The sequence below is a fragment of the Rhodovulum sulfidophilum DSM 1374 genome (assembly GCF_001633165.1).
In the GTDB taxonomy this organism is placed as follows: Bacteria; Pseudomonadota; Alphaproteobacteria; order Rhodobacterales; family Rhodobacteraceae; genus Rhodovulum; species Rhodovulum sulfidophilum.
This window is the reverse complement of record NZ_CP015418.1, coordinates 1,710,850-1,723,682: the sequence shown is the minus strand read 5'-3', so window position 1 is coordinate 1,723,682 and position 12,833 is coordinate 1,710,850. Positions and strand designations below refer to the sequence as shown.

Below are 12,833 nucleotides of genomic sequence, written 5' to 3'. Positions count from 1 at the left end.
TATCAACCCCGGTATCACGGGTCCATAAAACCGATCCGCAGGCGTGCCATGACCCTTCAAAACCCATCCATCTGTGTCTTCTGCGGCTCACGCGACGGCGACCGTCCCGCCTATGCGGCCCAGGCCGACGCGCTGGGCCATGCCCTGGCCGAGGCGGGCTGGCGGCTGGTCTATGGCGCGGGCGATGTCGGGCTGATGGGCCGGGTCGCACGGGCGGCGCAGGGCTCGGGCGGGCAGACCTTCGGGGTGATCCCGGTGCACCTGCTGGACCGCGAGGTCGGCAAGCGCGACCTGTCGGCCTTCATCGTGACCGAGAACATGCATGAGCGGAAGAAGGTCATGTACATGAATTCGGACGCGATCGTGGTGCTGCCGGGCGGTGCCGGGTCGCTGGACGAATTCTTCGAGGTGCTGACCTGGCGCCAGCTCGGGCTGCATGCCAAGCCGATCTACCTGCTCAATACCGAAGGCTTCTGGAACCCGCTGAGCGCGCTCATCCATCACTTCATCGACGAGGGCTTCGCCGAGCCCTCGCTGGCAGGCTATGTCCGCATGGTGTCCGACGTGCCCGCGCTGATGGAGGATCTGCGCGACGCCCTGTCCAGCCGCAGGCTTTCGGCCGAATAAAGCGCAAGCGCCGTCCAGATCAGGGCGAAGGCCAGGATGTGCCAGCCGGTGAAGGGCTCGCGGAAGACCAGTGTCGCCACCAGAACCTGCAAGGTCGGGTTCAGATACATCACCAGCCCCACGGTCGCGAAATCGACCCGCTTGGTGGCATAGCTGAACAGCATCAGCGGCACCGCCGTCAGCGGCCCGGAAAAGACCAAGAGCAGGCTGTCGCCGAGATCCTGGCCGAAGGCGCCCAGCGCCCGGCCGGTCAGCCCGGGCCAGCCCGCGACATGCACCCCCCAGAGCCAGACCAGCGCCAGCGGCAGCAGCAGCACGACCTCGGCGGTGACCGAAACCACCGGCCCGGCGGGCACGCCACGCTTGGCCAGCCCGTAAAGCGCGAAGGTTCCCGCCAGCGCCAGCGACATCCAGGGCGCGACGCCAAGCCCCCAGGTCAGCGCTCCGACGGCCACAGCGGCAAGGCCCACCGCGCCCCATTGCAGCGCCGAGGGTCGCTCGCCCAGCACCGCGAAGCCCAGCGCCACCGCGACCAGCGGGAAGATGTAATAGCCAAGGCTCGCCTCGACCGCATGGCCGATCTGGATCGCGTAGATGAAGAAGAACCAGTTGGTCGAGATCATCACCGCCGCCGCCGCCACCAGCCAGAGCGCCCGGGCCTGACCGAACAGCCGCCAGAGCTCGACCAGCCGCCCCTGCAGCGCCAGCACCAGCCCGAAGAAGACCAGCGACCAGATCGTCCGGTGGCTGAGCACCTCAAGCGGCGGGACATGGGCCAGAAGCTTGTAATACATCGAGGACAGGCCCCAGATCGCCGAGGCCCCCACCATCGCCAGAACGCCCTTCGCAGCCGGGCGCAGCGGGCTCATCGCGACGCCATGAAACGGGCGAGCCGGGCCAGGCCCTCCTCGATATCGGCGGTCGAACGGGCATAGGAAAAGCGCAGCGTGCCCGCCCCCCTCTCGGGGTCGAAATCGAGCCCCGGGGTCACCGCGACACCGGCCTTTTCAAGGATCTCGGCGGCGAAGGCGCGGCTGTCGGTCGTCAGGTCCGACACATCGGCATAGACATAGAAGGCCCCGTCGGGTGGCGCTATCCGGGTGAAGCCCGCCTTCGGCAGCCCCTCCAGCATCAGCGCGCGGTTCTTCCGGTAGACCTCCATATTGGCCTGAAGCTCGTCACCGCAATCGAGTGCTGCCAGCGCCGCGACCTGGCTGGCATGGGGCGCGCAGATGAAGAGGTTCTGCACCAGACGCTCGACCCGGCGGATATGATCCTCGGGCACGACCATCCAGCCGACCCGCCAGCCGGTCATCGAGAAATATTTCGAGAAGGAGTTGATGACATAGGTCTCGTCGGTGATCTCGAGCGCGGTCACGGCTTTGCGCTCGTATTCGATGCCGTGATAGATCTCGTCCGAGATGAAGGCCGCGCCGCGGGCATGGGCGGCGTCGATCAGCGCGGCCAGCGCGTCGCGGTCGAGCATCGTGCCCGAAGGGTTGGCGGGAGAGGCCACCAGCAGCCCGTCGAGATCCTGGGGCAGATCGCCCGGCACCGGTTGCAGGCGGTGCTGGGTTTCGGTCCGGATCATCACCGGCTCGAGCCCCAGCGCCTTGAGGATCGCCTTGTAGGAGGGATAGCCCGGCGCGCCGATCCCGACCCGGGCGCCGACATCGAAAAGCGAGGTGAAGGCCAGCGTGAAGCCGCCCGACGAACCCGGCGTCACCACCACCCGCTCGGGGTTCAGATCGACGCCGTACCAGTCGCGGTAAAGCGCGGCGATCCGGGCACGAAGCGCGGGCAGGCCAAGACCAAGGGTATAGCCCAGCGGGCTTTCCTCCATCGCGCGGGCCAGCGCCTTCCGGGCCGCGGCGGGTGCGGGGGTGCCGGGCTGGCCCACCTCCATGTGGATGATCCTGCGCCCCTGCGATTCGGCCCGGGCGGCGGCCTCCATCACATCCATCACAATGAAGGGATCGACCTCGCCTCGGCTTGAAACCTTCATGCCCGTCTCCTTAGGGTGCCTGCCAGTTGCAGGCTTTCTTCCAGCCGAGGGGGACGAGGTCAATGGGAGCCATGACGGGACCGGCGCGCGGCCTGATCGGCCTGGCGCTGGCGCTGATCCTGAGCTTTGCCCCGGCGGCCTCGCGGGCCCAGTCGCTGATCCGCGATGCCGAGATCGAATATGCGCTGAAACGCCTGACCCAGCCGCTGGCCGTCGCCGCCGGGCTCAGCCCCGAGCGGGTCCGGGTGATGGTGCTGCGGGATTCGAGCCTGAACGCCTTCGTCCTCGACAGCCAGACGGTGATGGTGCATTCGGGCCTTCTGCTCAGGCTGGAAAGCGCGGCCGAGTTGCAGGCGGTGATCTCGCATGAGCTGGCCCATATCGCCAATGGCCATATCACGCGCAGGCTGTCCAACATGCGCAGCGCGGGATCGGCCGCGGCGATGGGGATGCTGATGTCGCTGGCGGTCGCGGCGGCGGGCCATGCGGATGCGGGCGCGGGAATTGCCATGGGGTCCTCCTCGACCGCGCAGCGGCTTTTCTTCGCCCATACCCGGGCCGAGGAGGCCTCGGCCGACCAGGCGGGCGCGCGCTACATGGCGCGGGCCGGGATCTCTCCGCAGGCGATGGTCAAGGTGCTCGAGATCTTCCGCGGTCAGGAGGCGCTGAGCCAAAGCCGACAGGACCCCTATATTCGCACCCACCCGCTCAATGCGGACCGGCTGCGCAATGCGCGCGGTTATGCCAGCGCCTATAGCGGCGCGGTGCAGTCCGATACCCAAGCCGATTACTGGTTTGCCCGCGCCCGGGGCAAGCTGGGCGCCTTCCTGCAAAACCCGCGCTACACGCTGCGCCGCGCCGAAAAGGACAAGACGGCCGTCGGCATGATGCGCCGCGCCGTGGCCTGGCACCGCACCCCCGACGCGCGCCGCGCGATGGCCGAGATCGCGCGGCTGGAGGCGGCGCGGGGCAGCGATCCGTTCGTGCAGGAGCTGAAAGGACAGATCCTTCTGGAATCGCGCCAGTTCGGCCCGGCAGTGCAGGCCTATGCCCGCGCCGTGCAGATGGCGCCGAAAGAGCCGCTGATCCTTGCCGGCTACGGCCGCGCGCTGCTGGCGCTCGACCGGCCGGCCGAGAACCGCAAGGCCCTGGCCGCGCTTGAAAAGGCGCGGGCCCGCGACCCCCGCGACCCACGGATGCTGCGCGATCTGGCCGTGGCCTATGCCCGCACCGGCAATAACGGCATGGCCTCGGTCGCGACCGCCGAACGGTATGCCGTCGCCGGCCGGATGAAGACCGCCGCTGTCCATGCCCGCCGCGCCGAAGGGCTGCTGCCGCGCGGCTCGCCGGGCTGGCTGCGGGCCGATGACATCCTCGCCGCAGCCGAAAAGCTGAAACAGCGATGAAGCTGGTGCTGTGTCTTGCTGTTGCGGTGGCGACGGCCACTCCGGGCCTCGCCCTTCCGCTGAACGACGCCGAGAGGGTCGCCTTCCGGGCCGAGCTTCGCGCCTATCTGCTGGAGCATCCCGAGGTCATCCGCGAGGCTCTGGAGGGTGCCGAGACGCGCCGGATGGCGCGCCATGCCAATGCCGATCTGGCCCGCATCGAGGCCCATGCCGAGACGCTTTTCCGCGCACCGGATGACTGGACGGGCGGCGCGCCGGACGGCGACGTGACGCTGGTCAGCTTCGTCGACTACCGCGCCGAAGGGGCAAGGCGGGCGCTTGACGCGGCGCGCGAGGCAGCCGAGCGGGACGACCAGCTGCGGCTGGTGGTCAAGGAGGCGCCCCGCCCCGGCGACGAAGCGGCCGAGCGCGCCGCGCGCTTCGCTTTGGCGGTGCTTCGACTGGCGGGCCCCGCGGCCTATGAGGCCGCCCAGAGCCGGTTGTTTGACGCGGGCGCCACGCTCGACGCCGCCACGCTCGACCGGATATCGGCGGAACTGGGGCTGGACCCGGCAGAGGCGACGACACGGATGGCGGGCGCGGACATCACCGCAAAGCTGGCCGAGACCCGCGCCCTCGCCAAGGCGCTGGAGCTGGGCCCCGCCCCCGCGCAGGTCCTGAGGCGGACCATGGTGCGCGGCGACGTGCCCGCCGTCGCGCTCCTGCGCATGGTCGAGGCGATACGCCGCAAGAAGTGACCCCGGCCTTGGCTTTTGCCCATTGGCGCCGTCGTCCGGATATGGTGGAAGAGAGCCCGACCCGCGTCACGACGAACGGAGAGAGCCGATGACCCGCATGACCGCAGCCGCGCTGATGGCCCTTGGCCTCGCCGCCCCCCTCGCAGCTCAGGCCGAGGCCTTCGACCTCACCGACATGAGCGCGGCCGAGCGCACGGCCTTCCGCGCCGAGGTACGGTCCTATCTGATGGACAATCCCGAGGTGCTGATGGAGGCGATCGGCGTCCTCGAACAACGCCAGGCCAATGCCCAGGCGCAGAATGACGAGACGCTGGTCCGGGTCAATGCCGAGGACATCTTCGAGGATGGCGTTTCCTGGGTCGGCGGCAATCCCGAGGGCGACGTGACCCTCGTCGAGTTCACTGATTACCGCTGCACCTACTGTCGCAAATCCTATTCCGAAGTCTCGGACCTGGTCGCAAGCGACGGCAATATCCGCTTCGTGGTGAAGGAATTCCCGATCCTGGGCGAGCAATCGGTGCTGTCCTCGCGCTTTGCCATCGCGGTCAAGCAACTGGCCGGGGACGCGGCCTATGAGAAGATCCATGACGCCCTGATCACCTTCCGCGGCAATGTCAGCGACGAGTCGCTGAAACGGCTGGCCGAGGAGAACGGGCTGGATGCGGCCGCGGTGCTGGAGCGGATGAAGGCCCCCGAGGTCGAGAAGGTGATCGCCGACAATCACGCGCTGGCGCAACGGCTGCAGATCTCGGGCACGCCCACCTTCATCCTCGGCGACCAGATGATCCGGGGCTATGTGCCGCTCGAGGGCATGAAGCAACTGGTCGAGGACGCGCGGGCGGACTGATCGCACCGCCCACAACGCTTCGGGAAAATTCGCGAATTTTCCCGGGGCTTTCGCGGCATTGCGGTGGCTCCCGGACCAGAATTCTTCGACGAAGAATTCTGGTCCGGCGGCGCCGGTCCGGCTACTCGGCCGCTTCGACCCCGGAGGAGGTCTCGGTGGACTCGATCTCAGCGGCCTTCTTCTCGACCTCCTCGACGATATGGTCGATCATCGCCTCGTTCGAAATCCGGTGGTCCTGCTTGCCCGCGAGATAGACCATGCCGTTGCCGTTGCCGCCGCCGGTAAAGCCGACATCGGTCATCAGCGCCTCGCCCGGCCCGTTCACCACGCAGCCGATGATCGACAGGCTCATCGGGGTCTTGATATGTTCGAGACGCTTCTCCAGCGCCTCGACGGTCCGGATCACATCGAAGCCCTGCCGCGCGCAGGACGGGCAGGAGATGATGTTCACGCCCCGGTGCCGCAGCCCCAGCGCCTTGAGGATCTCGTAGCCGACCTTGACCTCCTCGACCGGGTCGGCCGAGAGCGAGACCCGCAGCGTGTCGCCGACCCCCATCCACAGCAGGTTGCCCAGACCGATCGCCGACTTGATGGTGCCGGAGACGAATCCCCCCGCCTCGGTAATGCCCAGATGGATCGGCGCCTCGGTCACCTCGGCGATGCCCTGATAGGCAGCCGCGGCCAGGAACACGTCGGAGGCCTTCACCGAGATCTTGAACTCGAAGAAGTCGTTATCCTCGAGGATGCGGATATGTTCGAGCGCCGACTCGACCATCGCCTCGGGACAGGGCTCGCCGTATTTCTCGAGCAGGTGCTTTTCCAGCGACCCGGCATTCACCCCGATCCGCATCGAGCAGCCATGATCGCGGGCGGCCTTGATGACCTCCTTCACCCGCTTGGCATCGCCGATATTGCCGGGATTGATGCGCAGGCAGGCAGCGCCCGCCTCGGCAGCCTCGATCCCGCGCTTGTAGTGGAAATGGATGTCGGCGACGATCGGGACCGGGCTTTCGGCGACGATTTCCTTCAGCGCGCGCGACGAATCCTCGTCTGGCACCGAGACCCGCACGATATCGGCACCCGCCTCGGCCGCCCGCAGGATCTGTCCGATCGTGCCCTTCACATCGGTCGTCACCGTATTGGTCATGGTCTGGACCGAAATCGGCGCATCGCCGCCCACGGCGACGGGGCCAACATGGATCTGACGGGTTTTTCGGCGGTCGATACTGCGCCAGGGGCGCACGGAATTGAGCGACATGGGTCTACCTGTCCGAGCGTTGGTTAATCCAACTCCGGGATAGAAGATTCCCCGACGCGGCGCAACGCGCGGCCTTGCCGCGCCCCGGCCGATGCGGCTCTAGCGCGACGGGCCGCCGGCGCGTGTCGTCGGCACGTCGTTCTGCGCCAGCGCCACCGCCAGATCGGGATCGGCCTGGATATCGGCCAGTTGATAGCGTTCGGTCAGCGCCCGGGGCGACAGTTCGATATTCTTGGCCACCTTCGCCCCCGGAGCCGACGGCCCGTAGGTCCGCCCGTTGACCGAGAAATAAACCGAGCCCGAATTCCCCGCGCGCAGCCGCGGCGGTTTTTCGGTACGGGGCAGCACGTAGCTTTCTCCCGCATCCAGGATCTTTTCGAGCAGCACGGTTCCGTCAGCCGCCGAGATCCGGACCCAGGCCGGCCGGACCGCGAGGATCGCGAGCTCGGGTGTCGCATCGGCGGCGACAACCTGAACGGCTCCGTTCTCCGCGGCGCGGGGCTCGCGCACGAGGCCCGGCCTCTGCCCTCCGGCCCCTGCCTCGGCCAGCGCCGTCGCGACGGCAGTGTCGAAAGAACGCTCGACCGCGCGCTGCGACCGGTCGCTGACCAGAACGCCGATCTCGCCCGGGTCGATGGTCGCGATCGGTCCGTCGCGGGCGACCATCACCGGACGATCGAGGATCTGGGGACGATAGAGCCGGTCGAGCGCATCGACCGACGGCGGGGCAGAGGGCGCCCGGTCCGAGACCGGCGCGTTCTCGGCGACCTGAAGCGGATCGACATCGGCCATCAGGCCCGGCTGGTCGTCGAGCGGCGCGAGCCGAACCTGCTGGATCTCCTTCAGCACCGACCAGCCGCCATAGCCGAGCACGGCGATCAGCGACAGCAGCACCAGCACCGATCCGATGGCCCCGGGCTGGACCTGCGAGAACATCGCCGGGCCGCGGGGCACGAAAATGGCATTGGGGTCGGCCAGCGGCTCGGAGACGGACTTGCGACGCGCCGGCTGCGGCTTGTGGGACGCGGCTGCATCCATCGCGTTGACGGTCGCGAAATCGCCCTCTTCGCAGAAGCGGCGATAGGCCCATTCCGGATCGAGCCCGAGATAGCGGGCATAGGACCGCACATAGCCCGCGATGAAACCGGGGGTCTCGAAGGCGGTGGGGTCGGCATTCTCGATGGCGGCGATATAGGTGGCGCGGATCTTCAGCTCACGCTGGACATCCAGCAGGGATTTTCCGAGCGTCGCCCGCTCGCCCCGCATGACATCCCCAAGGCGCAACTCGAACGCGTCGAACCCCTTGGGTTTGTGGTGCGAGTGCTCAGCCGCGCGCGGCTGCCTGCGCCTGATCATAAAACCGCCCTGTGCCTGCCTTCGTGTCCCCGATGAGGCGGCGAGTTGTGGAATCGCCGCCTCGTTTTCGAAACGATATCACAAGTGCGGGAGCGGTACACCCGCGGATGGACCTAGGCCGTGAGTTCGGCGCGATTCAGCGCACATTGCGACCAGAGTTCGTCCATCGCCCGGATCAGCGCATCCATCTGCTCGGGCGTATGCACCGGCGAGGGCGTGAAGCGCAGACGCTCGGTGCCGCGCGGCACGGTCGGGAAGTTGATCGGCTGCACGTAGATGCCGTAGCCTTCCAGCAGCATGTCCGAGATCCGCTTGGTGTGGACCGGATCGCCGACGATGAGCGGCACGATATGGCTGCCATGATCGATCACCGGCATGCCCAGCCCCTTGAAGCGGGCCTTGAGCACGCGGGCGCGGTCCTGGTGCTTCTCGCGCAGGGTGGCATCGGTCTTGAGGTGATGCACCGAGGCGCAGGCCCCGGCCGCGATGGTCGGCGGCAGCGAGGTGGTGAAGATGTAGCCCGGCGCATAGGAGCGGACGGCATCGCACATCTTGGCCGAGGCCGCGACATAGCCGCCGAACACGCCATAGGCCTTGGCCAGGGTGCCGTTGATGATGTCGATCCGGTGCATCAGATTGTCGCGCTCGGCGACACCGGCGCCGCGGGCGCCGTACATGCCGACCGCGTGGACCTCGTCGATATAGGTCAGCGCGCCGAATTCGTCTGCCAGGTCGCAGATTTCCTCGATCGGGCCGAAATCGCCATCCATCGAATAGACCGATTCAAAGGCGATCAGGATCGGACGGCCCTTCTCGATGCTTTCGAGCACCTGACGCAGATGCGCCATGTCGTTGTGGCGGAAGATGTGCTTTTCGCAGCGGCCGCGGCGAATGCCCTGAATCATCGAGGCATGGTTCAGCTCGTCCGAGACGATGACCAGATCCTTGAACAGCACCGGCAGGGTCGAGAGCGTGGCATCATTGGCCATATAGGCCGAGTTGAAGACCAGCGCGGCCTCTTTATGGTGCAGATCGGCCAGTTCGGCCTCGAGGCGGCGGTGATGGATCGTGGTGCCCGAGATGTTGCGGGTGCCGCCCGACCCGGCACCGGTCGCAGCGATCGCATCCTGCATGGCGCCGACGACGACGGGGTGCTGGCCCATGCCGAGATAGTCGTTGCCGCACCAGACGACGATGTCCTGGTTCTCGCCATCGGGACGGCTCCAGACCGCCTCGGGGAAAGCGCCCTTGCGCCGTTCGATGTCAATGAAGGTGCGGTAGCGCCCCTCTTCGTGCAGCCGGTTGATGGATGCGTCCAAAGCAGCGGTATAATCCACCGGGTCTCTCCTTTTTTGTCGGCCCCGCAGGGCCCTCGAAGATGTCCGTCATGCTCCGCCCTGCGGAACCCGCCGGATCCTTCTGCGTTTCGGGGTCACCGACCGACCCCTCTGGCGTTCCGTCTGTCCCGGCCGGGACAGGCCGAAGCGCCGTTTCCGTTTCCCCGTCCGTTTCTCTTAAGCGAAAAACAGCGGATATCGAAGCATCATGCTGCACAAATTTCAGCCGATCCTTGCTTTTGAACCATACTCCCCGGGCCGGGCGTTCCGATCGGAAACAGGGTTTCTGCGGTCCACCGATACCAAAGCAATATGGCGCGATTCGGCCTGAAGGCGCGTCTGCGCGCAGCATACGTCCGTCAGCTTAGCGACAGTTTTCGGATTTGAACATTGATTTCTGTCAATTCAGGTGGACATAGACACTGTAAGTCAGGCTGGACAGCTTTCTTGCAACGCAGCCTGTGCCCGGGACCGGAGCCGCGCGACCGACGGGACGGCCGAGCGTCGGCTCCGGCGGGAGAGGCCCTTAACGGTCCTCGACCGCGATCCGGCAATCCGTGGCACCGGACTGGTCCGCGCAGGCCTCCAGCGCCCGGGACGCGGCACCCTGCCCCTTGATCACCGCCCAGCGCCCCGTCGATGGCGAGATGGCCATCGCACGCGGACCGCCCCGGCGCCCGTATTCGCTGCGCAGCCCGTCCGTGGCATCCGCCGACAGCTGCAATGCGCGCGGCTCCCACCCCTTCGGCCGGATCTCGGCGGCGATCACGCAGGGCGCGCCCTCGGGCTTGCGGGCCGCGTCGCAGCGCCTGAGCGCCGCAACGCGGGCTGCGTCGACATCGTGGTAATTGGCCGCTGCCAACGTCGCCTTGGACCGCAGTCCCTCGGTCGGCGCGACCGCGATGGCGCCGTAATAGGGCTGCTGCGCCCCCACGACGACCAGGGTCTTGCGATCGGTTTCCGACAGAAAGGGCAGGTCGACCACCGCGACCTCGGCGCCGTCGGGCTTGAACACAAGCTTGCGCGCGTCCTTGCCATCGACCGGCGCAGCCGAGGCGGTCAGTGCCGCTCCCAGCCCCAATGCCAGCCCCAGCCCGACCCCGCGCGTCAGCGCAGCCCCCGGCCCCGCCGCGGCGCACGTCTTCCGGTTGGCATTCGGCTTCGCAGGCCCGTTGCTCAGCTGCATATCGTCCTCCTGTCGCTTGACCTGCCCGGAGCCTAGACCGGCGGGCAACGCTCTGCCAGCCCCCTCCGGCAAGGCCCTGACCTGCTCTCTGGCGCCCTCCGGCCAGACCTCTGGACAGTCCCGGCCCGCCTGATAGGGTCCGCGCAACCCCCGCATCGGAAGGATATATTGATGAGTCTCGATCCCGTTCTCGCCCGCATCGACGCCGACCTGCCGCAGGCGCTCGACCGCCTGATGGCGCTGCTGCGCATCCCCTCGATCTCGACCGACCCGGCCCATGCCGACGCCTGCCGCGAGGCCGCCGACTGGATGGTGCGCGACCTCGCCTCGATCGGCTTCGACGCCCGCACCTGCCCCACCCCGAAACACCCGATGGTCGTCGGCAAGGCGGGCGAGACCGGGCCCAGCCTGCTGTTCTACGGCCATTACGACGTGCAGCCGGTCGATCCGCTGTCGCTCTGGGCGCGCGACCCGTTCGATCCGGCGATCGAGGAGACGCCGAAGGGCAAGGTGATCCGCGCGCGCGGCGCGGGCGACGACAAGGGCCAGCTGATGACCTTCATCGAGGCCTGCCGCGCATGGAAGGCGGTGCATGGCAGCCTGCCCGCCCGGATCACGATGTTCCTCGAAGGCGAGGAGGAATCGGGCTCGCCCTCGATGGTGCCCTTCCTCAAGGAGAATGCCGAGACGCTGAAGGCCGATCTCGCGCTGATCTGCGACACCGGCATGCTGGGCAATGCGACGCCAGCGATCGTCACCATGCTGCGCGGGCTCGTCGGCGAGGAGATCACCATCACCGGCCCCGACAAGGACCTGCATTCCGGCATGTATGGCGGCCCCGCGATCAACCCGATCCGGGTGCTGGCCCGGATCATCGCCGCGCTGCATGACGAGACCGGGCGGGTAACGGTGCCCGGCTTCTACGACGGCGTGCCCGAGATGCCCGAGGAGATCCTGGCGCAATGGCAGGGCACAGGGTTCGATCCGGCGCAGTTCCTCGGAGAGGTCGGCCTGTCGACGCCCGCGGGCGAAGATGGCCGCTCGGTGCTGGAAATGCTCTGGTCGCGGCCGACCTGCGAGATCAACGGCATTTCCGGCGGCTATGAGGGTGCGGGCTTCAAGACCGTGCTGCCCTCGAAGGCCTCGGCCAAGATCAGCTTCCGCCTCGTCGGCAGCCAGGACCCGGTCCGGATCCGCGAGTCGTTCCGCGAGATGGTGCGCGGCCTGCTGCCGCCCGACTGCTCGGTCGATTTCGCGCCGCATGGCGCCTCGCCCGCCTCGCAGATGTCGATCGGCGATCCGGCCTTCGAGAAGGCGCGGCTGGCGCTATCGCAGGAATGGCCGAACCCCGCCGCCTTTGTCGGCTCGGGCGGGTCGATCCCGGTGGCAGGCTACTTCCGGAACCTGCTCGGCATGGACTCGATGCTGATCGGCTTCGGCAGGGACGATGACGCGATCCACTCGCCGAACGAGAAATACGACCTCGAGAGCTTCCACAAGGGCATCCGCAGCTGGGCCCGCATCCTCGCGGCGCTCTCGGCCTGACATCACCGCTTCGGCCGTCCTACAGTGCCGGCCGAAGCCCCTCTGCCTGAAGCCCGTCCCTTCTGAAACCCGCCCCATTACCGGACATCCGGGCGCGCCGCGCCAAGCGCGGCGCCGGGCCCAACGGGATGCGGCGGCCGCAAGGCCGCCAAAGACGGGCGGGAGCGCCCCCTGCCCTGCGCGTGTCCGGACATGGGTCGGGGCCCCGGAGGCGGGGTAAAGATCTTTCGACTTTCGGGAAGGAATGGCGCGGTTGACGGGGCTCGAACCCGCGACCCCCGGCGTGACAGGCCGGTACTCTAACCAACTGAGCTACAACCGCGCATCGCGCAGGACAGACAGGAAGGCGGTGGCGCGGTTGACGGGGCTCGAACCCGCGACCCCCGGCGTGACAGGCCGGTACTCTAACCAACTGAGCTACAACCGCAGCGCCTTCCGGGCTCGCCCGGCGTGACGTGCCTTTTATTGACGCCCAGAGCCCCCGTCAAGCGCCTCCGGACGCAATTCTTCCGCCTTCGGCACGGGTTTT

General features: G+C 67.6%; 11 protein-coding genes and 2 tRNA genes. 5 read left to right on the top strand and 8 right to left on the bottom strand.

Annotation, left to right across the window (positions count from 1 at the left end; translation table 11 throughout):
• The first annotated feature begins 48 nt into the window (after window positions 1–48).
• Complete coding sequence (locus A6W98_RS08155) at window positions 49–627, top strand: LOG family protein (RefSeq protein WP_042460104.1); 579 nt, start codon at window positions 49–51, stop codon at window positions 625–627.
• Here the strand turns inward: A6W98_RS08155 and rarD are convergent.
• Both rarD and A6W98_RS08145 read right to left on the bottom strand, forming a co-directional pair.
• A complete protein-coding gene (rarD, locus tag A6W98_RS08150; RefSeq protein ID WP_042460101.1) occupies window positions 543–1,496 on the bottom strand; it encodes an EamA family transporter RarD in 954 nt (317 codons plus the stop codon). The genes A6W98_RS08155 and rarD overlap by 85 nt on opposite strands.
• Window positions 1,493–2,632, bottom strand: coding sequence for a pyridoxal phosphate-dependent aminotransferase (locus A6W98_RS08145; protein ID WP_042460098.1), 1,140 nt, complete (start codon window positions 2,630–2,632; stop codon window positions 1,493–1,495). Before A6W98_RS08145 ends, rarD begins: the two co-directional genes overlap by 4 nt.
• A 62-nt stretch (window positions 2,633–2,694) precedes the next feature.
• On the opposite strand from A6W98_RS08145, the gene A6W98_RS08140 reads away from it, so the two are divergent.
• From A6W98_RS08140 to A6W98_RS08130, 3 genes are all read left to right on the top strand, one after another.
• Entirely contained in the window at window positions 2,695–4,038 is a 1,344-nt protein-coding gene (locus A6W98_RS08140; protein ID WP_081251845.1) for a M48 family metalloprotease, read from the top strand.
• Window positions 4,035–4,775 carry a DsbA family protein gene (locus tag A6W98_RS08135; RefSeq protein ID WP_052677980.1) on the top strand — a complete coding sequence of 247 codons (741 nt, stop codon included), beginning with the start codon at window positions 4,035–4,037 and terminating at the stop codon, window positions 4,773–4,775. Before A6W98_RS08140 ends, A6W98_RS08135 begins: the two co-directional genes overlap by 4 nt.
• Before the next feature lie 88 nt (window positions 4,776–4,863).
• Entirely contained in the window at window positions 4,864–5,622 is a 759-nt protein-coding gene (locus A6W98_RS08130; protein ID WP_042460095.1) for a DsbA family protein, read from the top strand.
• 121 nt (window positions 5,623–5,743) lie between these two features.
• Here the strand turns inward: A6W98_RS08130 and ispG are convergent, their stop codons facing one another.
• From ispG to A6W98_RS08110, 4 genes are all read right to left on the bottom strand, one after another.
• Window positions 5,744–6,880, bottom strand: a complete 1,137-nt coding sequence (ispG, locus tag A6W98_RS08125; RefSeq protein WP_042460092.1) for a flavodoxin-dependent (E)-4-hydroxy-3-methylbut-2-enyl-diphosphate synthase — start codon at window positions 6,878–6,880, stop codon at window positions 5,744–5,746.
• A 99-nt stretch (window positions 6,881–6,979) separates the two neighbouring features.
• Window positions 6,980–8,236, bottom strand: coding sequence for a helix-turn-helix domain-containing protein (locus A6W98_RS08120; RefSeq protein WP_042460089.1), 1,257 nt, complete (start codon window positions 8,234–8,236; stop codon window positions 6,980–6,982).
• Window positions 8,237–8,349: 113 nt separating this feature from the next.
• Window positions 8,350–9,573: a 5-aminolevulinate synthase gene (gene hemA / locus A6W98_RS08115; RefSeq protein ID WP_042460086.1), complete on the bottom strand. Its 1,224-nt coding sequence runs from the start codon at window positions 9,571–9,573 to the stop codon at window positions 8,350–8,352.
• A gap of 526 nt (window positions 9,574–10,099) precedes the next feature.
• Complete coding sequence (locus A6W98_RS08110) at window positions 10,100–10,759, bottom strand: 5-aminolevulic acid synthase (RefSeq protein ID WP_269202146.1); 660 nt, start codon at window positions 10,757–10,759, stop codon at window positions 10,100–10,102.
• 171 nt (window positions 10,760–10,930) lie between these two features.
• Between A6W98_RS08110 and A6W98_RS08105 the strand changes: the two genes are divergently transcribed.
• The gene (locus tag A6W98_RS08105) at window positions 10,931–12,304 is read left to right on the top strand and encodes a M20/M25/M40 family metallo-hydrolase (RefSeq protein WP_042460083.1); all 1,374 of its coding nucleotides are present in this window, start codon (window positions 10,931–10,933) and stop codon (window positions 12,302–12,304) included.
• Between the two features lie 245 nt (window positions 12,305–12,549).
• Here the strand turns inward: A6W98_RS08105 and A6W98_RS08100 are convergent.
• Window positions 12,550–12,626 (bottom strand) — tRNA-Asp (locus A6W98_RS08100).
• Between the two features lie 28 nt (window positions 12,627–12,654).
• A tRNA-Asp gene (locus A6W98_RS08095) sits at window positions 12,655–12,731 on the bottom strand.
• Window positions 12,732–12,833: the final 102 nt, after the last annotated feature.

What these genes read in the sequence shown, in the direction of transcription:
- ispG (WP_042460092.1), bottom strand. Translation starts at nt 6,880, where the DNA reads ATGTCGCTCAATTCCGTGCGCCCCTGGCGCAGTATCGACCGCCGAAAA.
- A6W98_RS08105 (WP_042460083.1), top strand. Translation starts at nt 10,931, where the DNA reads ATGAGTCTCGATCCCGTTCTCGCCCGCATCGACGCCGACCTGCCGCAG.
- A6W98_RS08130 (WP_042460095.1), top strand. Translation starts at nt 4,864, where the DNA reads ATGACCCGCATGACCGCAGCCGCGCTGATGGCCCTTGGCCTCGCCGCC.
- A6W98_RS08140 (WP_081251845.1), top strand. Translation starts at nt 2,695, where the DNA reads ATGGGAGCCATGACGGGACCGGCGCGCGGCCTGATCGGCCTGGCGCTG.
- A6W98_RS08145 (WP_042460098.1), bottom strand. Translation starts at nt 2,632, where the DNA reads ATGAAGGTTTCAAGCCGAGGCGAGGTCGATCCCTTCATTGTGATGGAT.
- A6W98_RS08135 (WP_052677980.1), top strand. Translation starts at nt 4,035, where the DNA reads ATGAAGCTGGTGCTGTGTCTTGCTGTTGCGGTGGCGACGGCCACTCCG.
- A6W98_RS08110 (WP_269202146.1), bottom strand. Translation starts at nt 10,759, where the DNA reads ATGCAGCTGAGCAACGGGCCTGCGAAGCCGAATGCCAACCGGAAGACG.
- rarD (WP_042460101.1), bottom strand. Translation starts at nt 1,496, where the DNA reads ATGAGCCCGCTGCGCCCGGCTGCGAAGGGCGTTCTGGCGATGGTGGGG.
- A6W98_RS08120 (WP_042460089.1), bottom strand. Translation starts at nt 8,236, where the DNA reads ATGATCAGGCGCAGGCAGCCGCGCGCGGCTGAGCACTCGCACCACAAA.
- A6W98_RS08155 (WP_042460104.1), top strand. Translation starts at nt 49, where the DNA reads ATGACCCTTCAAAACCCATCCATCTGTGTCTTCTGCGGCTCACGCGAC.